Annotated in this window: 14 protein-coding genes; 8 read left to right on the forward strand and 6 right to left on the reverse strand. The window is 73.0% G+C overall.

The window, feature by feature from the left end; translation table 11 throughout:
• The first annotated feature begins 19 nt into the window (after nucleotides 1-19).
• The 4 genes from JXZ78_RS01435 to JXZ78_RS01450 are packed head-to-tail and all read left to right on the forward strand — an operon-like array spanning nucleotide 20 to nucleotide 4,503.
• Entirely contained in the window at nucleotides 20-475 is a 456-nt protein-coding gene (locus tag JXZ78_RS01435; protein ID WP_030022145.1) for a GPW/gp25 family protein, read from the forward strand.
• Nucleotides 475-2,433, forward strand: coding sequence for a putative baseplate assembly protein (locus tag JXZ78_RS01440; protein ID WP_030022147.1), 1,959 nt, complete (start codon nucleotides 475-477; stop codon nucleotides 2,431-2,433). The genes JXZ78_RS01435 and JXZ78_RS01440 overlap by 1 nt, the downstream gene beginning before the upstream one ends.
• Before the next feature lie 28 nt (nucleotides 2,434-2,461).
• Nucleotides 2,462-3,019, forward strand: a complete 558-nt coding sequence (locus tag JXZ78_RS01445) for a phage tail protein (protein WP_030022148.1) — start codon at nucleotides 2,462-2,464, stop codon at nucleotides 3,017-3,019.
• A complete protein-coding gene (locus JXZ78_RS01450) occupies nucleotides 3,016-4,503 on the forward strand; it encodes an NADase-type glycan-binding domain-containing protein (protein WP_030022149.1) in 1,488 nt (495 codons plus the stop codon). Before JXZ78_RS01445 ends, JXZ78_RS01450 begins: the two co-directional genes overlap by 4 nt.
• Nucleotides 4,504-4,603: 100 nt before the next feature.
• Here the strand turns inward: JXZ78_RS01450 and JXZ78_RS01455 are convergent, their stop codons facing one another.
• The 3 genes from JXZ78_RS01455 to JXZ78_RS01465 all read right to left on the reverse strand — a co-directional run bounded on the left by JXZ78_RS01455 (nucleotide 4,604) and on the right by JXZ78_RS01465 (nucleotide 13,301).
• Nucleotides 4,604-7,288, reverse strand: coding sequence for an ATP-binding protein (locus tag JXZ78_RS01455; RefSeq protein WP_033038721.1), 2,685 nt, complete (start codon nucleotides 7,286-7,288; stop codon nucleotides 4,604-4,606).
• 317 nt (nucleotides 7,289-7,605) lie between these two features.
• Nucleotides 7,606-10,842, reverse strand: a complete 3,237-nt coding sequence (locus tag JXZ78_RS01460; protein WP_030022151.1) for an ATP-binding protein — start codon at nucleotides 10,840-10,842, stop codon at nucleotides 7,606-7,608.
• A 236-nt stretch (nucleotides 10,843-11,078) separates the two neighbouring features.
• On the reverse strand, nucleotides 11,079-13,301 hold the full coding sequence (locus JXZ78_RS01465) for an XRE family transcriptional regulator (RefSeq protein ID WP_050502742.1): 2,223 nt from the start codon (nucleotides 13,299-13,301) through the stop codon (nucleotides 11,079-11,081).
• A 541-nt stretch (nucleotides 13,302-13,842) separates the two neighbouring features.
• Between JXZ78_RS01465 and JXZ78_RS01470 the strand changes: the two genes are divergently transcribed.
• Both JXZ78_RS01470 and JXZ78_RS01475 read left to right on the forward strand, forming a co-directional pair.
• Nucleotides 13,843-15,375, forward strand: coding sequence for an FAD-dependent oxidoreductase (locus tag JXZ78_RS01470; RefSeq protein WP_030022153.1), 1,533 nt, complete (start codon nucleotides 13,843-13,845; stop codon nucleotides 15,373-15,375).
• Nucleotides 15,376-15,422: 47 nt separating this feature from the next.
• Nucleotides 15,423-16,091: an SGNH/GDSL hydrolase family protein gene (locus JXZ78_RS01475; protein WP_030022154.1), complete on the forward strand. Its 669-nt coding sequence runs from the start codon at nucleotides 15,423-15,425 to the stop codon at nucleotides 16,089-16,091.
• Between the two features lie 160 nt (nucleotides 16,092-16,251).
• Here the strand turns inward: JXZ78_RS01475 and JXZ78_RS01480 are convergent, their stop codons facing one another.
• Together JXZ78_RS01480 and JXZ78_RS01485 are read right to left on the reverse strand one after the other, a co-directional pair.
• Nucleotides 16,252-16,584 carry a hypothetical protein gene (locus JXZ78_RS01480; protein ID WP_030022155.1) on the reverse strand — a complete coding sequence of 111 codons (333 nt, stop codon included), beginning with the start codon at nucleotides 16,582-16,584 and terminating at the stop codon, nucleotides 16,252-16,254.
• The gene (locus JXZ78_RS01485) at nucleotides 16,574-20,488 is read right to left on the reverse strand and encodes a polymorphic toxin-type HINT domain-containing protein (RefSeq protein WP_238782607.1); all 3,915 of its coding nucleotides are present in this window, start codon (nucleotides 20,486-20,488) and stop codon (nucleotides 16,574-16,576) included. The genes JXZ78_RS01480 and JXZ78_RS01485 overlap by 11 nt, the downstream gene beginning before the upstream one ends.
• Nucleotides 20,489-21,313: 825 nt before the next feature.
• Here JXZ78_RS01485 and JXZ78_RS01490 point away from each other — a divergent pair.
• Nucleotides 21,314-22,594: a tetratricopeptide repeat protein gene (locus JXZ78_RS01490; RefSeq protein WP_050502125.1), complete on the forward strand. Its 1,281-nt coding sequence runs from the start codon at nucleotides 21,314-21,316 to the stop codon at nucleotides 22,592-22,594.
• Nucleotides 22,595-22,724: 130 nt separating this feature from the next.
• Nucleotides 22,725-23,663 carry a hypothetical protein gene (locus JXZ78_RS01495; protein WP_030018422.1) on the forward strand — a complete coding sequence of 313 codons (939 nt, stop codon included), beginning with the start codon at nucleotides 22,725-22,727 and terminating at the stop codon, nucleotides 23,661-23,663.
• A gap of 101 nt (nucleotides 23,664-23,764) precedes the next feature.
• Here the strand turns inward: JXZ78_RS01495 and JXZ78_RS01500 are convergent, their stop codons facing one another.
• Nucleotides 23,765-24,046, reverse strand: a complete 282-nt coding sequence (locus JXZ78_RS01500) for a hypothetical protein (protein ID WP_030018423.1) — start codon at nucleotides 24,044-24,046, stop codon at nucleotides 23,765-23,767.
• Nucleotides 24,047-24,133: the final 87 nt, after the last annotated feature.

Below are 24,133 nucleotides of genomic sequence, written 5' to 3' on the forward strand. Positions count from 1 at the left end.
GAAGGCGGGTGTGGTTCTGATGGCCGAACAGTTCGTCGGCTCCGGGTGGTCGTTCCCGCTGCGTATCGGGCCGACCGGCGGTATCGCGCTGGTCAGCGGCGAGCGGGAGATCGAGGAGGCGATCCGGCTGGTGCTGGCGACCGCGCCGGGCGAGCGTCCGATGCGGCCCGAGTTCGGCTGCGCCATCCACGACCTGGTGTTCGCCCCGGTCAACGAGCAGACCGCGGGCCGTATCCAGCACGAGGTGTACGCCTCCCTGGACCGCTGGGAGCCGCGCATCGAGGTCACCGACGTCCAGGTGACCACCGGCGCCGACCGCAGCGTCCTGTACATCGACATCCGCTACCAGATCCGCGGGACCAACAACCCGCGCAGTCTCGTCTTCCCTTTCTACGTCATCCCCTCCCACGAGGACGGCCCCGGCGGCGGCCGCTCCGACGACGGTTCCGGCGACTCCTCCGAAAGCGACGCCTGATGTCCCTGCCTTCCCCCAACCTCGACGACCGCCGCTTCCAGCAGTTCGTCGACGACGCCAAGCGCTACATCCAGCAGCGCGCGCCGGAGTGGACCGACCACAACGTCTCCGACCCGGGCGTCACCCTCGTCGAGACCGTCGCCCACATGGCCGACCAGATCGTCTACCGCCTCAACCGGGTGCCCGAGAAGAACCATCTGGCCTTCCTGGACCTGGTGGGGGTCACCCTGTTCCCGCCGACGGCGGCCCGTACGGACGTCACCTTCTGGCTGTCCGCGCCCCAGGAGGAGGCCGTGCCGGTGCCGGTCGGCACCGAGGTGGCCACCCTGCGCACGGAGCAGGAGGAGGCGGTGGTCTTCGCCACCGAGCGCGACCTGGCCATCGTGCCCAGCGCGTTGAGCCGCCTGGTGACGCAGCAGCGGGGCGAGCCCGTCACCGACCGGACCGCCGCGCTGGCCGAGGGCACCGACGTACGGTGCTTCGCCGACGTGCCCGGCCCCGGCGACTGCATGCTGATCGGCCTGACGGCGGCCGTACCGCACTGCGCCGTCGCCCTGGAACTCGACAGCCGGGTGGACGGTGTCGGCGTCGACCCGCGGCAGCCGCCCCTGGTGTGGGAGGCGTGGACCGAGGACGGCTGGCAGCCCTGCGGCCTGGACCGCGACGGCACCGGCGGCCTCAACCGCGCCGGCGACGTCGTCCTGCACGTCCCCGGCGGGCACACGCTGTCCCGCAACGCCGGCCACGAGGCCGGCTGGCTGCGCTGCCGCGTCACCGAGCCCCTGCCCGGCCAGCCCTTCTACACCACGTCACCGACCGTACGGTCCGCCGAAGCCTGCACCATCGGCGGCACCACCCGCGTCGTGCACGCCGCCACCGTGCACGACGAGGCACTCGGCGAATCCACCGGCCTGCCCGGGCAGCGGCGGCGGCTCGCCCAGACGCCCGTGGTCGGCGACGACCCGCCCCTGCTGCTCCAGACCGCCGAGCACGACGGCTGGCAGGACTGGCAGGTCGTCCCGCACTTCGCCGCGTCCGGGCCGGACGACCGCCACATCACCCTCGACGCCACGACCGGTGACATCGCCTTCGGCCCCGCCGTCCGTGAGGCGGACGGCACCCTGCGCCAGTACGGCATGGTCGCCCCCAAGGGCGCGGTCGTGCGCGCCCGCCGGTACCGCACCGGGGGCGGCCGCACCGGCAACGTCACCCGGGGCGCCGTACGGGTCCTGCGCAGTTCCATCCCGTACGTCTCCGAGGTCGTCAACGGGGAAGCGGCCCGCGGCGGGGTCGACGGGGAGACCGTCGAGGAGGCCAAGGTCCGGGCGCCGATCACGCTGCGCGCCCAGGAACGCGCCGTCACCCTGCGCGACTACGAGGAACTCGCCCGCCGCGCCGCGCCCGAGACCGCCCGCATCACCTGTCTGGAAGGCGAGCGGGACGAGTACGGGTCCTACGCGGTACGGGTGCTGGTCGTACCGCAGGCGGTGCCCGACCCCGGGGGCCGGCTCCGCTTCGAGCAACTCGTCCCCGGCGACCGCCTGCTGGGCCGCATCACCCGCCATCTCGACGAGCGCCGCCTCATCGGCACCCGGCTCGCGGTCGGCCCGCCCTACTACCAGGGCGTCACGGTCGTCGCCACCGTCCACGCCTTCCGCGGCACCGACACCGACCGGGTGCGGCGTCAGGCCCACGACGCCCTCTACCGTCACCTGGACCCGCTCACGGGCGGCACGGACGGCCGTGGCTGGCCCTTCGGCCGTCCGGTCCAGGCCGGTGAGGTCTTCGCCGTGCTGCAACGCGTCCCCGGCGTGGAACTGGTCGACGAGGTCGTGCTGCACCCCGCCGACCCGCTGACCGGCCGGCGCGGCGATCCGACCGACCGTATCGATCTCGATGCGCCGGCCCTGGTCTTCTCCTTCGACCACCGTGTACGGGTGATCGGGGACGGGTCGTGACGCGGCCGGCGCGCCCGGGAGGGCGCTCATGAGAGGCTCCGTCGACGGCCTGGGCTCGTCCGCCCCCATCGGCATGATGCTCCCGGCCGTCTTCGCCGACGACGATCTCGCCCAGCGCTTCGTCGGAGGGCTGGACGACGTCCTCGCGCCGGTCCTGAACGTGCTCGACTGTCTGGACACCTACTTCGACCCCGCGCTCACCCCGGCCGACTTCGCCCGGTGGCTGGGCACCTGGGTGGGCGCCGAGACCGACGGCACCGAACCCGAGCCGCGGCTGCGCGCCGCCGTGGCCGCCGCGGTCGCCCTGCACCGGGTCCGGGGCACCCGGCGCGGCCTGTCGGAAGCCGTACGCCTGGCGTTCGGTGCCGAACCGGAGATCACGGAGAGCGGCGGTGCCGCCTGGAGCGCGCGACCGCGCGGCCCCTTCCCTGGCAGCGCCCGCCCCCATCTGCATGTCGTCCTGCGGCTGCCCGACCCCGCCCCGGCCGACACCTACCGCCTCGACACGCTCGTGGCCGCGGCCCGTCCCGCGCACATGCCCTACACCGTCACGGTGACCACCGTCGAAAGGACCACGGAGAGATGAGCACGCCGGACTGCGGTGAGTGCGGCACCCGCGCGGAGCCGGGGAAGTCGTTCTGCGATGCCTGTGGAGCCGTCCTGCGCTGGGACTCGGCCGGTGGCCGTGGCGGCCCGTCGGCGGTTGCCGGGGCCGGTGCTGCCGGCCGGGCCCACGGCTCGCAGGGTACGGAGCCGTACCGGACGCCGATGCAGGGTGACGGGGCCGAGGGGCACGGTACGGCCACGGCCACGGGCCCCGCCGGCTCGGGTGTAGCGGGAGCGTCTGCCTCCCTGAGCGGGCACCGTCCTTCGGGCCCGGCTCCGGAGCACAGGGGGAGTCGCGGCGGTGCCGGAGCGGCCGACGCGTCCGGGGCCGGGGCCGCGTCCCGGGCCGCGTCCGGGGCCGGGGCCGCGTCCGGTGGCCCGGACCTGGAGGACACCGACCCCCGTATCCCCCTGCCCTCGGCGCAGGACGGCTTCCCTCCGGAGAGGCCGGCCGGTCCGAGCAGCTCCAACAGCCCGAACGATCCGAACGGCCCGCACGGCCCGCACCGTTCCAACGGCCCCAACGGCCCGGGCACCGGAAACGCCACCGGGAACGGCCACCCGGCCGACCGCGCCCGTTCCCTCCTCGTGCCCGTCCCGGAGCACGAGGCCACCCCTGCCGCCCCCTCCCCCGCCGTGGCACCGGTCCTGCCCGGACGCCCCGACACCCGACGGCCCCAGGTACGCGCCCCCGGTCCCCAGGGAGCGGAACACGGCCCGCCCTGCTCCTGGTGCGCCACGCCGAACCACCCGGACCGCCACTTCTGCAACCGCTGCGCGATGCCCCTCGCCGAAAGCGCCACCGCCCCCGCGCCCGGACGCCGCCCCTGGTGGCGCCGCCTCTTCGGCCCGGGCGGCCAGGAGACCCCCTGGGCCGGTGACCGTCCCCGACTGCGCCGCGCCTTCGACCGCGTCGGCACCTGGATCACCCTGGCCGTCGCCGTGACGCTGGTGATCTTCGGGGTGCTGTACCTGCCCGACGGCATCCAGGCCACCCGCGACCACTTCGCCAAACGGGCTCCGGTCGAGCCGGACCACATCCGGGCCTCCCGCTCCTACCCGGGCCACGGGCCGAAGCTGGTCATCGACAAGCTCAACAACACCTGGTGGGGTCCCGGGGTGGCGCAGTCGGGCCAGGGCGAGTGGGTGGAGATGCAGTTCTCCCGTCCGGTGCGGCTGCTCGACGTCATCATCACGCCGGGGACGTCCACCCGCGCCGATCAGCTCGACCGGTCCGCCCTGCCGCACCGGATCACGGCGACGATCACGGGCCGGGACGGGCAGATCACGACCCGTGAACTCACCCTGGACCCGGGTGCGGGCGAGCAACGCCGGTCCTTCCGTGTCGGTGAGGCCGCCAAAGTCCGGTTCACCGTCGAGTCGGCCCATGCCGCGTCCGCCGAGAAGCAGGTGGCCATCGCCGAGATCGAGCTGTTCGGGCGGTCCGGTGGGGACCAGTCCTGAACGGGCCGTGGTACGTCACCCCGTCGAAGCCGCCTTCGTGTACGGCGTGGCCGTCGCGCCCGTCGCGCACGTCGTGGTGACGTGCCGTGGCGCCGGGGCGTCACAGCGACATCTCGCGGAGCTGGCGGCGCGAGGAGATGCCCAGTTTGCGGTACACGTTGCGCAGGTGGGTGTCGATGGTGCGCGGGCTGAGGAAGAGCATCACGCCCACTTCCTTGGACGTCGCTCCGGCGGCGACCTTCCCGGCGATCAGCCGTTCCTGCGCGGTGAGCAGGCCGAGGGGGTCCTCGCCGTGCCGGCGCGGCTGTTCGCCGGTGGCGCGCAGTTCGCGGGCCGCGCGCTCGGCGAAGGCGCGGGCGCCGATGCAGGAGAGCATGTCGTGCGCTGCCCGCAGTTCGTCGCGGGCCTCGGCCCGCCGGTTCTCGCGGCGCAGCCACTCCCCGTAGGTCAGACGGGCGCGCGCGTGGAGCACCCGTACCCGGGTCCGGGTGAACTGGCCGATGGCTTGCCGGTACAACGTTTCGCAGTCGTCGCCCCGTTCGAGGAGGGCCTGAGCCCGAAGGCGTTCGGCGACGGCCCAGGGGACGGGGTTCGCGCGGGCCAGCGCCTCCAGGTGTTCCATGGCCACGGCCGCGTCCGCAGCGCGTCCGGCGCGCGCGGCGGCTTCGACCAGTTCGCTGTAGACGGCCCAGATCGAGTACGAGCCTGCCTGGTGGCGGCGTTGGGCCGTCAGCGCGGCGTCCAGTGCCGCATCGTAGTTGCCGAGCCCGTTGTGCAGTACCGCCCTGGCGTAGTGCTCACCGGCGGCCTCGAACGGCCGGCCCTCACGTCCCACCAGTTCCCGCAGCTCGGCGAACCGTTCCTCGTCACCGCGGAAGCCGGTCAGGACGAGTTCGGGCCCCAGCAGGGGCACCGTGCCGGCCGCCTCGTCGACGGCCCGGGCCTCGCCGAGGCTGGCGGCCGCCTCGTCGAACCGGCCGACCGACACTCTGGCGACTGCCTGGTACCGCAGGGCCTGCGGCAGCGAGGCGAGGGAACCCTGGCTCCGTGCCTCGTCCACCTGCCGGTCCGCGATCTCCTCGGCCGCCTCGTCGTCCCGCAGATCGATGGCGACCTGGCAGAGCAGGTTCATCCGCCACGGGCCCGGCGAGGAGTCGGCCGCACGGTACGCCGTCACCGCGTCGCGCATCGCGGGCACCGCCCGCTCCACGGGCAGCATGGCCTGGTCCAGCAGCGCGTCGAGCAGCAGATCGGCCGGCCCGGCGGTCTCCCGCCGCGGCGCCCGCTCACGGATCCGGGCGCCGAGGTCCCGGAGAAGGCCCGGGTGGATGTCGTTGTACATGAACGACGCGAACGCTTCCAGGTAGGTGTCCCGCGCCTGATCGGGCGGAGCCGACTCCGTCACGGCGTCGACGAGTCGGGCCGTTGCCTGCGGCGCGTGGGAGCGCTGGTACTCGATCCGGGCCCGCAGCAGGCGCGCCTTGGCGCGGCCCTGGTCGTCCATCCGGCGCCGCTCCGCGCGGGTGACCAGTGCGCGGGCCGCATCGGGCGCTCCCGCCTGCAAGCGCAGCGTGGCCGCGACGAGCAGCCGCCCGGCCTGGCGGTCGGGCGCGGGGGTCAGCTGCCCCGCCCGTTCCATGAAGGCGGCGGCCGCGGCGAATCCGCCGCGCAGCCGGGCCCGGTCGGCGGACCGTTCCAGCTCCGCGGCGATGTCCTCGTCGGCGTCGATGACGGCGTGGGCCCGGTGCCACGCCTGGCGGTCGAGGTCGGTCTCCGGGTCGGTCACCGCCGCGAGGGCGCCGTGCATGCCCCGGCGCTTCTCCGGGGTGGCCGAGGCGTAGACCGCGGAGCGCACCAGCGGGTGCCGGAAGCGCAGCAGCGGCCCCAGGACCAGCAGTCCGGCGTTCTCCGCGTGGGTGAGCCCGGCGGCGTCCAGCCCGAGGCGCCGCGCCGCGCTGCGCAGCAGGTCGAGGTCGCCGACCGGCTCGGCCGCGGCGAGCACCACCAGCGACCGGGTCGCGTCCGGCAGCCGCTCGAAGCGGTGGACGAACTGCTCCTCCAGCGTGTCCACCACACTGGCCCGGAAGCGCCGGGGTCCGGGGACGCCGAACGGTTCCGCGTGGTGGGCGAACTCCAGCAGCGCCAGCGGGTTTCCGTGCGCCTCGGCCAGGATGCGGTCGATGACCTCGGCGTCCGGCCCGATGTGCGTCGCGGCTCCCAGCAGGGTCCGGGCGTCCTCGTCGTCCAGGCCCGCGAGGGGCATCCGCGGCAGCTCGGCGAAGCCGGACGGCGAGCCGGCGTCGCGGGTGGCGAAGACCATCGCGATCCGCTCGGCGGAGACCCGCCGGGCCACGAACACCAGCACGCGCCGCGAAGCGTCGTCGATCCACTGGGCGTCGTCCACCACGCAGCAGACCGGCGCGTCCTTCGCCACCTCGTGCAGCAGTCCCAGGACGGCGAGGCCGACCGTCAACGGGTCGGGCGAGGTCTGCGCGCCGAGGCCGAACACCGCCTCCAGGGCCCTGCGTTGCACCACGGGCAGTCCGCGCCGGTATGCCAGGACCGGGGCGCACAGCTGGTGCAGCGTCGCGTAGAGCAGGTCGTGCTCGAACTCCGTACCGGCGGCCCGCAGCACCTCGAACCCGTCCAGCGCCTGCACCACGGCGTCGACCAGCGCCGACTTGCCGATGCCCGCCTCCCCCGCCACCACGACGGCCCCACCACGCCCGACGGCGGCCGAAGTCACCAGTCCGTCGAACTCACGCCGCTCCGCATGTCTGGCCACGAGCTGCACCGGAATCTTCCTCCGAGTCGACAATGCTAGAGGTTCCTCACGCTTTCCTTCAGCCAGGTCACGGCCGGACCGCTCCCCACGGCACGGCGCACCGGTGCGTTCGCCCGACCGGTGCCCGCCTGACTGATCTCACGCTGGGAGACGACAGTCACGGCCGTCAGGTTCTTGATCGGTGACGTCATTTGGCCAACACCCGGGACGACCAGGGGCCTTCTCCGAGATGTCGGAGAGCACCGCTCCCCGCCGCACGCGTGACCGACATGACTGACGTACCGCCACCTGTCAGGACACGGCGCGCGCCGGCCAGTTCACCCGTGCTCCGGACGAGCCGCCCCGCGTTCCCGGCGCAGCCGGTCCGGGTCAACCGTGGTCACGGCCGTCTTCCCGTCCAGCTCCCAGCCCGTCCCGTACGCCGCGGCGAAGGCGTCCTCGCCCAGCGCGGCCCGCCCTCGGCGGGTGAGGTCGCGAACCTGCCGGTCGGTACGGTCGTGGGCGCCGCGCAGCCGGGAGGCGGCGCCGAGCAGGACGGCGGCCCGGTGCTGCCGCCCGTGTGCCTGGGCGAGCGCGGCCGCCTGCACCGCCACCAGCGACAGGATCGGCAGGTCCCGGGCCGCCAGCGCAGCCGCGTACGCCGTGGCCAGCGCCTTCTCCGCGCCGGCCAGGTCCCCCGTCTCCAGGCAGAGCGAGGCCCGTACGCTGCCGACCAGCGTCCGCGCGTGGTCGCCGGGGAACAGGGTGCCGCCGTGCAGGCCCCGTTCGGCTCCGTCGAGCAGTTCCCGCGCCCGGTCCAGGTCGCCGCGCCGCACCCGGAAGACGGCTTCCCACGCGTCGACCAGGAACAGCATCTCCGGCGCGCTCATGCGCCGCGCCCGCTCCCGGGCCGAGTCGATGGTCGCGATCACCCGGTCGGTGTCGCCGCGCCGCAGGTACAGGTCGATCCAGCGCAGGTCGCCGAAGACCTCGTCACCGACGCTCAGCGAGCCGAACCCGGCCGCCAGCGAACGGGCTTCGCGCAGGTCGGCCAGCGCGCCGTCGAGGTCGTCGTCGTACTGCCGCAGCTGGGCGCGCAAGGGCAGCGTGACGGCCTGGCCCCAGCGGTCGCCGGCCTGCCGGAAACAGGCGAGGGCTCCTTCCACGTCGGGGCGCATCGCGTCGAGTTCGCCCGCGTTCTCGGCGAACTGGGCCCGGAACATGCGGGCCAGTCCGGACAGCCACACGTCGTCACCGTCGGCCAGCTGCCCGATGATCGCGGGCGTGCTCTTCCCCTCCTGGAGGAACACGAGCGGGAGGGCGGTGAGGGCGCCGTAGGAGGCGGGCAGTTCCGGGTACGCGAGCAGCCGCTCGGCCACCTCGTGCATCTCGGACCGGTCGGCCGCGGCCTCCCCCGCGGTCCTCCCCGGCCGGGTGACGAACCGGTTGAGCAGGTGGATCGCGTGGGCGCAGGCACGGTCGGGCGTCGGTACGCCGCCGGGCACCGCCAGCGCCTCGCCCAGCCAGTAGGCCGCGTCGCGGTGCCGGCCGAGCATCTGCCAGTACCAGGCCAGCCGCAGGGCCAGGGCGACCGCGCCGGTGGCGTCGCCGGTGTCGCACCGTCGGCGCAGGGCGGCGAGCGTGTTGTCGTACTCGTCGCTGATGACGTGCAGGGCCGCCAGTTGGCCGGGCCCGCGCAGCTGCGGGTCGTACCGGGCCATCAGCTCGGCGGAGTGGCCGGCGGCCAGGTCGCGGACGGCGTCGAGGTCGCCTGCCGCGGCGAGGCGGTCGGTGCCGTACTCGCGCAGCGTCTCCAGCATGCGGTAGCGGCCGGGGACGGGGGCAAAGTGCAGCAGGGACCTGTCGACCAGGGCGGCGAGCAGTTCGGGGACCTCGGCGGCCGGCACCGCGGTTCCGGCGCGGAGCGCGGTGGCCGCGGCCGCCGTGACACCGCCGGGCAGGACCGAGACGCGTTCGGCGACCGTACGTTCGTGTGCGCTCAGCAGGTCCCAGCTCCAGGCGATGACCGCGCGCAGCGTACGGTGCCGCGGCAGCGCGGCGCGGCTGCCGGTGGTGAGCAGCCTGAACCGGTCGCGGAGCCCGTCGGCCAGCTCGGGCAGGGACAGCGTCCGCAGCCGGGCCGCGGCCAGTTCGAGGGCCAGTGGCATCCCGTCCAGACTGCGGACCACCCGCCGGACCTCCGGCAGGGTCACCGCGTCGACCGCGAAGCCGGGACGCACCGCCGCGGCCCGCTCGGTGAACAGGCGTACCGCCGCCGCCCGCCGGGCCTGCTCCACACCGTCGTCCGGGCCGGGCAGCGCGAGCGGGCCGAGCGGTACGAGTGACTCGCCGTCGACCGCGAGAGGTTCGCGGCTGGTGGCGAGCACGCGCAGCCCGGGGCACCGGGGCAGCAGGGCCGCGACCAGGCGGGCCACGGCGTCGATCAGGTGCTCGCAGTTGTCGACGAGCAGCAGGCTCTCCCGGCCGCCGAGCCGGTCGACGAGAACGTCCAGCTCGTCGTCGGCCGCCCGCACCCGGGCCTCGGCCGGCGCGCCGCCGCGTATCCCGGTCCCGGCGAGCAGGGCCGCGCCGACCTTGGCCGGCTCGGTGACCGAGGCGAGGTCGATCATCCAGGCGCCGTCGCGGTACGCGTGCCGGTGGCGGCGGGCGGCCTCGACGGCGAGCCGGGTCTTGCCGGCGCCGCCGGGGCCGGTCACGGTGACCAGGCGCCCGGCGGCGAGCAGCGCCTCGATCCGGGCGAGGCCGTCGGCGCGCCCGACGAAGCTGGTCAGCGGCGCGGGCAGATGTCCCGGTCTGGTCCGTACGTCGTCCGGGGCCGGCTGCTCGGCGGCGTGCAGCAGCCTCAGATGGCGCTCGCGCAGAGCGGCCCCCGGATCGGCGCCGAGACCGTCGGCCAGGGTTACGCGGACCCGCTCGTACAGGGCCAGGGCTTCGGCCTGGCGGCCCTGGGCGGCGAGCGCGTCCATGAGCAGCGCGGCCGCCCGCTCGTGGACGGGCTGCTCGGCCAGCAAGGCGGTCAGGCGGGCGGCGGCCGCGTCGGCACGGTCCAGGGACAGTTCGGCGTCGGCGAGGTCGGCCACGGCCTCGGCCGAGGTGTGGGCCAGCCGGGTCGCGGCGGCGGGCGTCACCGCGGCGACGGCCGCCGGCTCGGTGCCGGGGCGGTCGCCCCACAGCGCCATGGCCTCGCCGAGCACGGACGCCGTGGCATGCGGATCACCGGCGCGCAGGCGGTCCCGTCCGGCGGCGGCGAGCTGTTCGAACCGCAGTACGTCCACGTCGGCCTCGGCCACGTCCAGCCGGTAGCCGCCCGCGGTCCGCGCCACGGCGCCGGCCGCGCCGAGGGCCCGGCGCAGCCGCGAGACCAGTGCCTGGAGGGCGTGGGCAGGCCCTCCAGGCGGGTCATCGGCCCAGATCGCGTCCACCAGGGCCCCCTGCTCGACCGCGCGCCCGCCGGCGAGCGCCAACCGTACGGTCAGCCCTCGCAGCCGCGCCCCCGCGACCGGCAGGACCGTGCCACCGCGAGACACCTGCAAGGCACCGGCCCCCAGCAGCATCACGCGAAGCCGCGCATCCCCGTTCCCGTCCCTGCCCCTGCCCCTGCCCATCCGCCCATCTTCGCGCGCAGGCCGGAAAGTTCCCGAGGCGGGGCGGGCGGCTGTGTCACCGACTGCGGGCTCCGGTGCTCGTTCTGTGGAACGTGACGGTGCGTGGGTGACCTGGCCGGAGTGGTGAGCCGGTTGACGGCGGCGGTAGCGCACGCGGGGGCGGCCGGGAGCGGCGAATCAGCGGTTCACGTCCGGGTGGTGAGCCGCGCGAGGGCCGCGTCGTACCGTGCCTGGAGGCCCGCGTCGGCCGCTACGCGCAGCAGTGCGCCGAGCGCCCGTACCGCTCCGTCGTCGTAGCCGGAGGACTCCGCTTCCCGGGCCGCCGCGTCGAGTTGCCTGATGCCCTCGGTCTCGTCCCCGAGCCCCAGCAGCGCCTCCCCTCTCACCATGAGCAGCAGGGTCCGGGGGATGTCGGTCGTGTCCGGCCGGTCGTGGAGAGCCAGGGCCTGGGTCGCGGTGTCGAGGGCCTGGTGCCATTTCGCGGCGTCGGCCCAGTGGCGGGCGAGGTGCTGCAGGGCCAGTTTCTCGATGGTCCGGTCGCCGGCCTGGCGCGCCAGCTCCACCGCCCGCTCGCATCCCTGCGCGGCCTCGACCAGGCTGCCGAGCGCCGCCTGTGCCATGGCCAGAACGATCAGGGCGTTCGCCTCGGCCACCGTGTCCCCGGTCCGGGAGGCGAGGGCGCGGGCGGCCTCCAGGTGGGTGAGCGCCTGCGGGACGCGCTTCTCCTCGATCAGGATCCAGCCGAGGACGTTGAGCACCCGTGACTCGCCGTGCCGGTCGGCGTCGGTCCGGGCCGCTTCGAGCGCGGTCTCAAGGAGCGGTACCCAGCCGTCGCGCACGCGCCACACGATCAGCGGCCACAGCGTCATGACGAGCCGCCAGGTCCTGCCGTGCAGTGCGGCGGCGCGCGCCGCGGCCACCGCCAGGGTGAGGTCGTCCCTCTCGGCCGCGTACCAGGCCACGGCGGCGGACCGGTCGCCGAACGTGCGCACGGCGGTGGGTGGCAGGTAGTCCTTCGGCAGCGGGAAGCACTCCTCGTTGCCGGGCTCGGCCGCGGCCACCGCCGCGAGGCCCGTGGCGATGTAGTGGTCGAGCACGCGCTTGAGCGCATCGGGCCCGGCGTCCAGGCTCCGTGCGTAGAGCCGCACCAGGTCGTGCATCGACCAGCGGCCGGGCATCGTCTCCGTGACGAGGTGCGCGACGGCCAGCCGCTCCAAACCGGTCTCGGCGGCTGCCGGGTCCGTGTCCGCGAGGGCCGCCGCGGCATACCGGTCGACGTGCGTGCCGGGGTGGCGGCCGAGATGCGCGAACAGGCGGACGACGGGCTCCGGGAGCTGGTGCAGCGTCACCCGCAGCGCCGCTCGCACGCTGGTGTCCTCCACGTCCAGCAGGCTCAGCCGGCGTGTCTCGTCGGACAGTTCGGCGGCCATCGCGCTCAGCGGCCAGGTGGGCCGTTGCGCCAGCCGGGCGGCCGCCACCCGCAGCGCCAGGGGCAGTCCGCCGCACAGCTCGGCCAGGCGTCGCGCAGCCGCCGGCTCCGCGCGGACCCGTTCGGCGCCGAGTACCTGGGCCAGGAGCATCGTGCCGTCCGCCGGCCCGAGCACGTCCACGGCGACGGGCCGGGCGGTGTCGGTGACGATCAGCCCCGGCAGCCGGTGTCTGCTGGTGACGACGGTGACGCAGCGGCTTCCACCGGGCAGGAGCACTCTGACCTGCTCGGAGTCCCGCACATTGTCGAGCACCACGAGGAGCCGGCGGTCGGCGGCCAGCGACCGGAACAGCGCGGCCGCGCTGTTCACCGACTCCGGTATCCGGCCGTGCGCCACACCGAGCGCCAGCAGGAACTCGCGCAGCACCTCCATGGAAGAGGGCTCGCCCTGGTCGCCGAAGCCGCGCAGGTCGGCGTGGAGCCGCCCGTCGGGGAACGCGGCGCGGCTGTGGTGGGCCCAGTGCAGCACGAGCGCCGTCTTGCCCACCCCGGCGGGCCCGACGACCAGACAGACGGGCGCCTCGCCCACGGCGGCCCGGGACACCGCGGCGAGCTCCGCCGCCCGCCCGTGAAAGCCGCGCGGCGCGCGTGGCAGCAGATCGGGCGCACTCGTGGGTGCCACGGCGTCCCGTACGGCAGCAGGCGGCAGTGCCTGCGTCGTAGGGGGCCGACGGGGCCGGCCCAGACTCGCCAGGCGCTCCAGTTCCCTCGCATCCTGCGGGCTCAGGCGCAGGGCCGTGGCCAGGGCCTGCACGGTCCGGCGCTGCGGCCCCCGCGAGCGTCCGCGCTCCATGTACGACAGGGCCCGCACGCTGACCCCCGCGCTCTGCGCCAGCTCCTCCTGCGTGAGCCCGGCGCTCTTGCGCAGGCGCTGCAGGAGCGCGCCGAAGTCGCCGTCGGCCGGTGTTCCCGTACCCATCCTCAAAGCCCCCACAACGCCAGGGCCCACCGAATGCGCAACCCCACCCGCAAAAGTATGCAGCAACTTACTTTTGCAGGTGGAATTGCCTGTTGCATCCAGGTTCCGTCGGGGTGACTCAAGGGCGTACGCATGCGGGCCTGCCCCACCCGGCCGCTCCGCTCCGTCACTTCGCGAACCTCGCGTTCGCCGCCGAAGCCACGGCCGAACACCCCCGAGCGGACCGGCCGGTGTCGCCGACGCGCCTTGCCCGCGCCGCGACACCGGCCTCTCTCCCGACTTCGCGCACACCGACGAACCCTGAGGGCTGTCCCGCAACTGCTGGTCGCCGGATGAGAGGACCGCGTGCTCCTGGTCGCCGCTTACTGGCGGACCAGAGCCCCGACTTACTGACACGGCCAGGGCGGGGCCGCCTGACTCGGGCGATGCCTGCACTCGGAGCGTCAACGCCCTGTGCAGGGCTGTCAGCGCCGTGTGCGCCCCGTGTGAGTGACCGGCGGCAGTCTTCCGATGCCTGACATCCCGAAGACGAGGAAACCTCATGCATGACGTACTCATTGTGGGCGCCGGCCCGGTAGGCCTGTTCCTTGCCTGCGAACTCGGCCTCGCAGGCTGCTCCGTCCTGGTGCTCGAACGGGAGCCGGAGCCCCGCTCCCCGTGGAAGGCGGCCCCGCTCGGGATGCGGGGCCTGTCCGCCGCGTCGGTCGAGGCGTTCTACCGCCGCGGGATGCTGGACCCGCTGCACACAAGGTCGGGCGTACACGACGCCCCAGGCACGCGCCCCGGCGCAGCACCCGCAACGGACCAATCTTCTCCCCCTCCCGGCGTGGGCCACTTCGCCGGCATGATGCTCGATCCGGCCAAGGTCGACTTCGACGCCCTGCCGTTCCGGCTTCCCGGCCCGGCGGCGGGCGGCATGCTGACGAGCCTCGAAACGATCGAGGCGGTGCTGTCCGAGCGGGCGTCCCGGCTCGGCGTGGAGATCAGGCGCGGTGTCACGGTCTCGGCCGTCACGCAGGACGACGAGGGCGTGGTCGCGTACGCCGGCGAGCACCCGTACGCGGCGCGCTGGCTCGTCGGCTGCGACGGCGGACGCAGCACGGTGCGCGGGCTCGCCGGATTCCCGTTCGTCGGCACCGAACCGCTGTTCACCGGCTACGTCATGCTCGCCACGGTCGCCGGCCCCGACGAGCTGGCTCCCGGGTTCAACCTGACGCCGGCCGGCATGTACCTCCGGATGCCCGCCCAGGAGTACATCGGCATGACGGACTTCGACGGCGGTGCGTTCGACCGCTCGCGGCGGCCTTCTCTCGACCACCTCCAGACGGTGCTGCGCCGCGTGTCCGGCACCGGTGTGACGCTGAGCGACGTCCGTCTCGTCTCGGACTTCACCGACCGGGCGATGCAGACGACGGTCTACCGGCTCGGGCGCGTCCTGCTCGCGGGCGACGCCGCGCACATCCACTCCCCCCTCGGCGGGCAGGGGCTCAACCTCGGCATCGGCGACGCCGTGAACCTGGGGTGGAAGCTCGCGGCGACCGTGCACGGGCACGCGCCGGACGGACTTCTCGACACCTACACCCGCGAACGGCACCCGGTCGGCGCGGCGGTGCTCGACTGGACACGCGCCCAAACGGCGGTGATGCGGCCGGGTCCGCACGGCCGGGCCATCCAGTCGGTGCTGCGCGACCTGCTCGGAACCCGTGACGGGACGACCCAGGTGTTCGCGAAGGTGTCGGGCGCGTCGATCCGCTACGACCTCGGCGGCGAGCACCCGCTGACCGGCCGCAGCGCCCCGGACCTCCGCCTCGAAGACGGCACCCGGCTCGGGGAGCTGTTGCGGGACGGACGCGGTGTCGCCCTCGATCTGAGCACCGAACGCCGCCTGCGCGATGCGGCGACGGGCCGGCCGGGCCGCCTGCGTCACACAGCCGGGACGGCGAAGAACGACCTCGGCCTGGACGCCGTGCTCATCCGCCCGGACGGCATCGTCGCCTGGGCGGGCGGTCGCGGCTTCGACCCGCACGCGTTCGAACGGGCCGCCGACCAGTGGTTCGGCATCCCGGCAGCCTGAACCGCCCAAGTCCTCGTTCCCTCCGCCCTTCTCTTCCAGGAGCACCCATGACGATCACCCTTCGCCCGGGAGCCACCGTGCTGTTCACCGGCGACTCGATCACCGACAGCCGGCGGCTGACGAGCGAGGACGGCCTCGGCTTCGGCTACCCGCTGCGCATCGCGGGCGAGTGGGGCCTGCGGCACCCGGACCGGCCCGTGACCTGGCTGAACTCCGCGATCGCGGGCCACAAGGTACGGGACCTCGAACCCCGGTGGCAGACGGACGTGCTCGACGCGCGCCCGGACGTGGTGTCGATCCTCGTCGGCGTCAACGACATGGGCTGGCACACCCTGGACCCGGAGGGGTACGTGATTCCCGTGGAGGAGTTCGCGGCGGGTTACGACCGCCTGCTCGCGCCCCTCGCCGCGGCCGGCACGGAGCTGATCCTCGTCGAACCGTTCCTGCTCCCGGTCCACGGCGTCGTCGAGGCCGGAGCCGGTACCGCGCGCATCGGGCCGGAAGAGCGCGAACGATGGCGCGCCGACCTGGACCCGAAGATCCAGGCCGTACGCGAACTCGCCCGCGCCTACGAGGCGCAGCTGCTCCCGGCCGACCGCATGTTCACCGAACTCGCCACGACGACCGGCCCGGAGTACTGGGCCGAGGACGGCGTCCACCCGACCCCGGCCGGTCACGCCGCACTCGCGGAGGCCTGGCTGCGCCTGGTCACGTGACGGTTCCCGGCCTGTGCCTCCGGGGCGGGGGTGAAGGGCCAGGACCGGGCCCTTCACCCCCCGAGGAGTCCTGCCGGGGTGACGTTCTACCCGACGGGAGAACGCACCCGCCGGTCCGCCTCTGTCCTGCTCCTTTCGGACCGGCGGACGATGCGTGTCACTAGGTCAGCTTGCCGAGCTTTCCCTCCGGACCACCTGTCTCGATCATCTCCCGGAGAACATCGACCATCGCATCGATCCCACCTTTTCGGGTGATCACCAGGTCCGGACATTGGAAATATGCGCCGTGCAAGCTCTCCCCCGTCGTGGACCAGCGATCCATGATCCGGGAGATCTCGTGAAGCGTGAGGAACGTGGCGCTCCATCTGGTTCCGTCGGCCAGTACGACCTCGGCGTCGATGTTCTCGACGGTATCGCTGTCGTCATCGGCGCCCAGGATGAACGTAACGTCGAACTGGGCTTCCTTTATGGTGTAAAATGGACTATTTTCCATAAAGCTGCATCAACCTCGCTATGACCCTTTTCTCGTACTTCTTGTCCGATTTCCCCACGATCTGGATGCCGCCGCTGACGTTCCTGAAGAACAGTCGGCCACCGTTGGAGCCACGCGCATAGGTGACATCCGTACCGCTGAGCGCCTTGCCGCCGATCCCAGGGTTCATGTTCCCCTGGGCCAACTGCTTGAAGAGCTTGTCCAGATCCTCCTGAACCTCATCGTTCTTCACCGACTTCTCCGCGAGTTTCGTCAGCAGAGAGTCGTCTCCGATGGCCGACGACATGGAGCAGGTGGAATTGTGTACAAGGACTGGCGTGGCACCGGCCAGCACATAGTACGTATGCAGGTTCGCGACTGTCAGGTTGTACGTTCTCGCGTTGCCGGCGAAGGAGCGATTCTCCTCGATCCTGGTCTCGCCGCCATCGGAAGTGCGAAGTGTCGTTCCGGGCCGAAGCCGGGAGGCTTCGACCCAGTCCCCCCGAGAGGGAGACCAGAACGGGTGCTCGCCGGTAGCCGTGAGGTGTCCGGCGCCCTGCGGGGTGGTTATGGTGAGTTCGTTGAACTGCTTGTCGTGCTCAGTGATGACGAGAGCGGTCACCGCATGACGTTCCGTCTTTCCGCTGACCGGATCGGTGGCGAGCACCGAGTCGCCGATTTTCGCTGCTTCGATATTTTTTGTCGACCCGTCGGCCATGAGCACCTTGGTGCCGGCCGGGAAGCATTGGAAGCAGTGAGCTGCTTTCCCGGCCCGCGTGCCCTTGGCTATGCGTTCAGCCGTTTTGCTGCCTGCCTTGATGAACTTGCCAGCCAGCTTGGCGCCCTTGCCCCAGGGGGTGACGCCGATGACGAAGGACCCGCAGTCGACGAGATTGGGGTCCTTCACGCAGTTCAAAGCGGTGTCGATGTCGGCGAGTTCCCACACGATGGCTTTCAATGTGGGGTCGATCTCGATCTGCTTGAGCTTGCCGCCGGCGGCCAGGCAGGGCAGGACGGCGGTCTCGCGGGTGGGGTGTTCGTAGCAGATCTTCTGCTCGGACTGCTCCTTCTCCTTCTGCTTGCGCTCCTCCTCGGCCTTACGGCGCGCCTCGGCCTCCTCGGCCTCCCGCTTCTTCTTCACCTCACCCCACGCCTGGGAAGCGAGAGCGGAGGCTTCGTCCGAGCTCTTCCCGGCCTCCAGTGCGGATTCACGGGCTTCATCGGCAGCCGCATCGGCGGCAAAGGCTGAATTCCGCGCGTAGTTGGCGGAGAATTCTGCCCGGGCCGCGGAGCGGTCGGCGTCGGCGGCGTCGCGTTGGGCGTTGTCGGCGGCGTTGCGGGCGACCTTGGCGGATTTGGCGGCCTGGGCGGCGCTGGCTTCGGCGCTGTCGGCGGCCCTGTCTGCGTCGATGCGGTAGCCGTCGGCGAGTTTGGCGTTCTTCTTGGCTTCGGCGGCGGCCTTGGCGGCGTCGTCGGAGGCACGGTTGGCCTCGGCGGCTGCGCCGGCGGCGATCCAGCGGTTGTGCTGGGCCTGGGCGGCGACGCGCTGGGCGTCGGCGACCAGTGACTGGACCTGGGCGATGTGGGTGGCGGCGAGCTGGTCCTTGCGGTCGGCCATGTACTGACCGAGCGCGACGAAGTCGTGCACCTCCTCCGCCGGACCCGCCAGCGCGACCTTCGCTGCGGCCTTGACCTCCGGCCCGCCGGTGTTGACCAGCTTGGAGGCGTCGACCGCCTCGTCCGAGTGCTGGGCGGCGTACTGGCCGGTGGCGATGAAAGCGGCCAGCACCTTGCCCCGGCCGTCGCGCAGGGCGACCTTGGACGCCTCCTTGACGCCCGGCCCGCCGGCGTTGTTGATCTGCGAGACGCGCACCGACAGGTCGGTGACGGCCACCTCGTACTGACCGGTGGTGTAAAAGTCCCTGACCTGCTGGTCCGAGCCCTTCAACGCCGCGGCGGCACCGGTGCGCACCACCTCGTACTCGCTCTGGGTGCTCAGCTGGAAGACCCGTTCGCGGATCTCCTCCAGCCCGGCCTTGTGCCAGCCGCTGCGCAGGTACTCCAGTACGTCCTCGTCGGAGCCGGACAGCGCCCGGGTGGCCGCCTCCTGGCTCCAGGGGCCGCGCAGCTTCAGCGCTTGCATCGCCAGTGTCCGGCCCTTGGCCGCGAGGGCCTTGGTGTCGGCGTCGGGCTTGGCGGCTTCGGTGGCCAGTTCGGCGGCGGTGGCGTCCAGCGACTTGGCCTCGACCGCGGCGGCGGCCGAGGCGGAGGTCAGCTCGCCGACCTGGGCCTTGCTGGTCCGGGCTTCTTCGATGGCGGCGGCGGTGCGGGTGGCCAGGTCTTCGGCCTCGGTGGCGCGGGCGATGTCGAAGACCTTCGTAGCGGCCGCGGCCGCGGCGTCGGACGCCTTGGCGGCTTCCTCGGCAGCCTTGGCGTGCTTGGTGGCCTCCGCCGCGGCGTCGGCGGCCTCACCCGCGTGCTTGGCGGCTTCGTCGGCCGCCAGCGCGGCCTTCTCCGCGTGGTTGGCCGCGGACTCCGCGGCGGCCCGGGCCCCGTCGGCGGCGTCGGCCGAGCGGTAGGCCAGCGCCTGGGCGGCGTTGGCCGCCCGACGGGACTCATTCGCGTGCCGGCGCGCTTCGATCGCGGCGTTCCGGGCCTCGCCGGAGTGGACCCCGGCCTGATCGGCGAAGCGGTTGGCGCGCTCGGCGGAGTCGGCGGCCGAGTCCGCGTTGTCGCTGGCGCTCAGCGCCGCCCGGGCCGCATCACCGGAGGCCCGGGAGGCCGCGCTGGCCTTCTTGGCGGCTTCGACGGAGTTACGGGCCATCTTGGCCGCGTCGTGCGCCTTCTTCGCCATGTCCCGGGCGTGCCCGGCCTTGCCCGCATCGGAGGCGGCGGCGATGGAGGCGTTGTAGGCGGCGTTGGCCGCGTTCGCCGCGTTGGCGGCGGCCGCCGCGGTCTGCGCGGCGGCCATCGCGGCGATGCGCGCCGCCCGGTTGGCGGCGTTGGCCGCACCGATGGCCTGCTGGGCCGCCGCGGCAGCACCCCGGGCCGCATCCGCGGCCTGCTTGGCCTTGACGGCCGCACGCTTCGAGTCGTTCTTGGCCAGCTCGGTCTGACTGGCCGCCTCAGCGGCGGCTTCCTTGGCTGCCTCCGCGGCCTTCACCGCACGGTCGGAGGCGTCCTTGGCCTTGTCCGTCTCGTCCTCGGCCCGCTTACCGGCCTTGGCGGCCTGCTCGGCCAGCTCGGCGATGGTCGCGTGCTCCTCGTCACGGGCCCGCGCGGTGAACTGCCCGATCTCCAGGAACTCGGCGATGTCCTCCGCCGTGCCCTTGAGCGCCACCTTCCCGGCCGCCTTGACCGCCGGGCCACCGGAGTTGATCAGCGCCGAGACCTCGACCTCGTTGTCCTGACGCCGCGCCGCGTACTGGCCCTTGTCCAGGAACGCACTGACCGCCTCCGGACCGCCCCGCAGCGCCGCCTTACCGGCCTCCTTGACCCCGTAGCCACCGAAGTTGATGACCTTGGAGGCCTCGACCTCGTTGTCCTGCCGCAACGGCGCCTGCCAGCCCTCCCTCAGGAAGGTCCGTAAGGGCTCCGGATTGTCGCGCTTGCTGGCCTTGAGGGCATTCTTGGCCGCCTCGCCGAGTCCAGGCCCTCCGGCGCTGATCATCCGGCTGGCGGCCACATAGTCGTCGTCGAACTCAATGCTGTCCTTCTCGGCGAAGAACTTCTCGATGTCCTCGTCCGTGCCCAGCAGCGCCTGCTCCGCCGCCGCCTTGATACCGGTACCGCCATCCGTCCAGTAGTCAACTACCTGCCCGCGCATGAAGAGCGCGTTGTCCCGGTCAACGGCTTCGTCCGCAACGGCGGGCGCAGTTCCCAGAACCCCCGCCAGCAGCGACACGGACAGCAGCGTGGCACCCACGCCACGCTGCCAGAACGCTCCCTTGACCGCTCGGGGTACACCCCTGAGACCCCATGGGGACCTCTTCGGCAACGGTCTCCGTTTCATCTGATCAAACCTCTCTTATGCATTTTTGTGTCGCCTTCATTTTTGTGTCGCCGTCGCACACTTCGGACGCGCGAATCTCTCGATCTCTGGGCAGCCGAATGTGAACGGCGAAGAGAGCAAGTGAGAGCAGAGCGTCCGATGGCCGACAAGCAAACCCGTCGTACGCTTCGAGTGCCGTGTCAACTTCGTGCAATGCCTGCTGAGATGAGGCCGCACAGCCTACATATGATCTGCTTCGCCTTCCGTGGGCCGAACACCGTCCGCCTCGTCCCGGGAGGGCATGGTGGCCACTTCTCGTTCCGGCAGAACCCTTCTCACCGGCTCCACCGGCGCGTTCTCCCTGCCGACGGGCGGCTGTCCGGATGTCACGCAGCCCTGCAATGACCTACTACTTCGCCAACTGCGGCTACCGCCGCGGGTATGACAATGCCTTCCGTCGCGGAAGGCTTCGCCTGCCTGACGTATCGCCTTTCCGGCTGGCTCGCAATGAATGAGCACGTGTCGTGGGCCGGGTTGGATCGTTGATCCGCGTGTGGGCCGGGAAAGGGGGGACCAGCCAGGCTGATGCGGGCCCGGGATTACCGTCACGGACAGAGGAGAAGTGCGGTGGACACGTGAGCACGGCGTTCGGGTGGCGTGGTGGGGACGGCGGGCGTGCGGGCTGCATGTCAGCCATCCGACCTGGCGGAACGGCTACGGCGAGACGGGCGGACGGCGGCGGAAATGGCGGCGGCTGAAATGGCAGCGGCGGAAGTGACTGCGGTGAAGGTGGCGGCGGGTACGTGGCTGCAGGACCAGGCGGTGACCGAGCTGCTGGCCCTGAGCGGGCGAGCGCTGCCCCTGCTGCGGCGGTGGACGGCCGAGGACCCGGGCAACGGTGTGGCACGGGCGCTGCTGACCCTGGCGACCTCCGACAGCCTGACCGACGTGGCGCTGAAGGACCAGTTGGTGGTCGCGCACCGGGACGCGCAGGCGGCAGGCGAGTGCGCGGCTAGCCTGGTGTACGGGGTGTACCTCCACACCCACCGGCAGTTCCGGCTGACCGCCGACCACCTGATCGCGCACTTCGCCCGGTGGCCCGCCGACGAGGTGGCCGGCCTGCTGCTCGGCGCGTTTCCCGCCTGCGGGGAAGCCGCCTACCGCGCTCACGGTGACGCCCTGGTCGAGGAGCAGTCGGCGCTGGCCGGCCCGGACAGCTGGGCCTGGACGGGCTGGCTGGCCATGACCAGGGCGGAACAGGGACGCGTACGGGAGGCACACCGGCTGGCCCGGCAGGCGCTGGAGATCCACCCCCGCTCGGGCGTGGCCGTGCACGCTCTCGCGCACGCCGAGCACGAACTGGGTGCCGGCCGCGCCGGCGTCGAGCACCTGGACGAATGGCTCGCCGCGGACCCGCACGCCGTACAGGCGCGGCACCTGAACTGGCACGCCGCGCTGCACTCGATCGCCTGCGGCGACTTCCCCGACGCACGCCGACGGGCCGACACGGCGCTGGAGCGCGGCGACGTGGGGATGCGGGCCGGGGTGAACTGGCGGCTGCTGCTGGCCGGACAGACACCGGCCGGGCGCAGCGACGTGGAGCAGGTGCGGGCCCTGCTCGCCGCGCCGGGCGGGACGGCGGAGGTCTTCCCCACCTTCCATCTCGCCCTGGCCCTGGCCGTCGAAGCGGCCACCGACGACCTGCACGCCCTGGCCTACCGTACGGCCGCCGACCACCGGCCCGACTTCCGCGACGTCCTGACGCCGGTGGTCCAGGCCCTGGCGCAGCTCACCGCGGGCCGCCCCGCGGCGGCGGCCGGTCTGCTCGGCGCGCTGGGCGAGCGCATGCGGCGGATCGGCGGGGTGCGGATGGAACGCGAGATCATCCAGGACACCCTCGCCCGTGCCCTGGCCGGAGCCGGCGCGTACGAGCACGCTGCCCGGCTGCTGCGCCACCGCACGGCCGGCCGCCGGCACCACGTCTACGAGGACCTGCTGCTCACCACCTGTGCATCCGTCCCGGCACCCGGGCCGTTCTGATCACCCGGCGCGGTGGCCCGGCCGACCGCTCCGCCCGACCGCCCGGCCCACCCGGCCGCCCGCCGCCAGGCCGACGACTCCCCGGAGCCGCCTTCCGGCCGCTCTGCCTTCCTTTGGACGGAGATGTTCCATGGCCGTGCCCCAGCTGATCGTCGTCTCGCTGCCCGGCAGCGGCACCCCGCTCCTGGCCGACGTCACCACCGCGCTCGGCTACACCTCGTACGGCACGATGAGCGGCGACCCGCGCACCCCGGCCGGACAACTCGGGCGGGGCGAGGTCTACCCGCTGCTGCGCGCGGCCTACGGCGCCGACCGCGCCGCGCTTTTGCTGAACCCGGCCGACCGGATCCGGAACTCCGCCCTGCAGAACGCCTTCCAGGACGCGGTCAGCGCCCTGTGGCGGGTGTGGTGGATGCGTCTGGGCCAGCCGACGACGCCCGCCTCCTCCGTCGCCCCGGACATCGAGGCCCGCCTGGCGGGCCTGCCGGAAGCCGAACTGCTCGGCCTGCTGCCGGGCCGGGGCTGCTGGTACCTCACCGGCCTGGACCTGCACACGGTGGACGCGGGGCTCCTGCGCGCCTGGCACGCCGACGGCCGGCCGCCCATCGTCTTCCACCACCGTGACCTCCGCGACCGCGTCATCAGCCAGATCCACGCCCTGTCCCAGCCCCTGGACCGGCACGGCTCGCCGCCCGGACACCTCGTCTACCACGACATCCTCGCCGCGCAGCCCACCCTGGACGCCAAGATCACCCTGGCCCTCACCGACCCCGGCTTCCCCGGTATGCGCGAAGCGCGCCGCAGCCAATGGCTCTTGCACCACCCCGCCGTCTGCGTCCTCAGCCACGAGGAACTCGCCGGTCCCGCACTCGGCGGCACCGCGTACGCCCGCGAGCAGGCCCTCGCCCGCCTCCTCCACGCCCTCGACCACCCCGGCCCCGTCCAGTCCCTCATCTCGGCGCTTCCCCCGCCCGCCTCCGACGCCGACGACATCGCGGCGGGCACCGGACGGAAGCACTTCACCGCGACGCACGAACGTCTGCTGTCCCGGCTGCACGGCGCCTGCTGATCCCGGGCCGCCGGCCCACGAAAAGCCGGGCCCAGGGGTGCTCCGGTAGCCCCTGGGCCCGTGATCCGCCTGCTCCCTGACGGGCCGGGTCCGCCCGTCCGCTACTTCTGGCCGGCGCGGCGGCAGCCGTCGTAGGCGATCTTCGCGGGGACGTAAGCCCGCCGCAGCTCCATGTAGCAGGCGCGGTGGCTCTCCCTGGTTCCCTTGGCGCCGAGGAGACAGCCTCGTTCGACCACCTCGGGGTCGGCGTCGGGATGCTGCTCCATCACGTAGTAGAAGCAGTTCTGCGGGGTCGCGTGGACGGCCGGGGCTGCGGCGACGACGCCGCCGAGGGCGAGGGCGAGACCGCTGAGGGCGGCGGTGAGGCGTGGGGCAAGACGCATGGTGGGTCGGGTTCCTTTCGGGCGATGCACCGGGCTGGTGACCCGGTGCGAGTGATCCACTGCGGACAGTGCCCAGAACGGCGGCGG

Origin of the sequence: Streptomyces monomycini (genome assembly GCF_022271435.1) — a bacterium.
GTDB lineage: Bacteria > Actinomycetota > Actinomycetes > Streptomycetales > Streptomycetaceae > Streptomyces > Streptomyces monomycini.

What these genes read in the sequence shown, in the direction of transcription:
- JXZ78_RS01495 (WP_030018422.1), top strand. Translation starts at nt 22,725, where the DNA reads ATGGCCGTGCCCCAGCTGATCGTCGTCTCGCTGCCCGGCAGCGGCACC.
- JXZ78_RS01475 (WP_030022154.1), top strand. Translation starts at nt 15,423, where the DNA reads ATGACGATCACCCTTCGCCCGGGAGCCACCGTGCTGTTCACCGGCGAC.
- JXZ78_RS01460 (WP_030022151.1), bottom strand. Translation starts at nt 10,842, where the DNA reads ATGCTGCTGGGGGCCGGTGCCTTGCAGGTGTCTCGCGGTGGCACGGTC.
- JXZ78_RS01450 (WP_030022149.1), top strand. Translation starts at nt 3,016, where the DNA reads ATGAGCACGCCGGACTGCGGTGAGTGCGGCACCCGCGCGGAGCCGGGG.
- JXZ78_RS01440 (WP_030022147.1), top strand. Translation starts at nt 475, where the DNA reads ATGTCCCTGCCTTCCCCCAACCTCGACGACCGCCGCTTCCAGCAGTTC.
- JXZ78_RS01445 (WP_030022148.1), top strand. Translation starts at nt 2,462, where the DNA reads ATGAGAGGCTCCGTCGACGGCCTGGGCTCGTCCGCCCCCATCGGCATG.
- JXZ78_RS01500 (WP_030018423.1), bottom strand. Translation starts at nt 24,046, where the DNA reads ATGCGTCTTGCCCCACGCCTCACCGCCGCCCTCAGCGGTCTCGCCCTC.
- JXZ78_RS01465 (WP_050502742.1), bottom strand. Translation starts at nt 13,301, where the DNA reads ATGGGTACGGGAACACCGGCCGACGGCGACTTCGGCGCGCTCCTGCAG.
- JXZ78_RS01480 (WP_030022155.1), bottom strand. Translation starts at nt 16,584, where the DNA reads ATGGAAAATAGTCCATTTTACACCATAAAGGAAGCCCAGTTCGACGTT.
- JXZ78_RS01435 (WP_030022145.1), top strand. Translation starts at nt 20, where the DNA reads ATGGCCGAACAGTTCGTCGGCTCCGGGTGGTCGTTCCCGCTGCGTATC.
- JXZ78_RS01470 (WP_030022153.1), top strand. Translation starts at nt 13,843, where the DNA reads ATGCATGACGTACTCATTGTGGGCGCCGGCCCGGTAGGCCTGTTCCTT.
- JXZ78_RS01490 (WP_050502125.1), top strand. Translation starts at nt 21,314, where the DNA reads ATGGCAGCGGCGGAAGTGACTGCGGTGAAGGTGGCGGCGGGTACGTGG.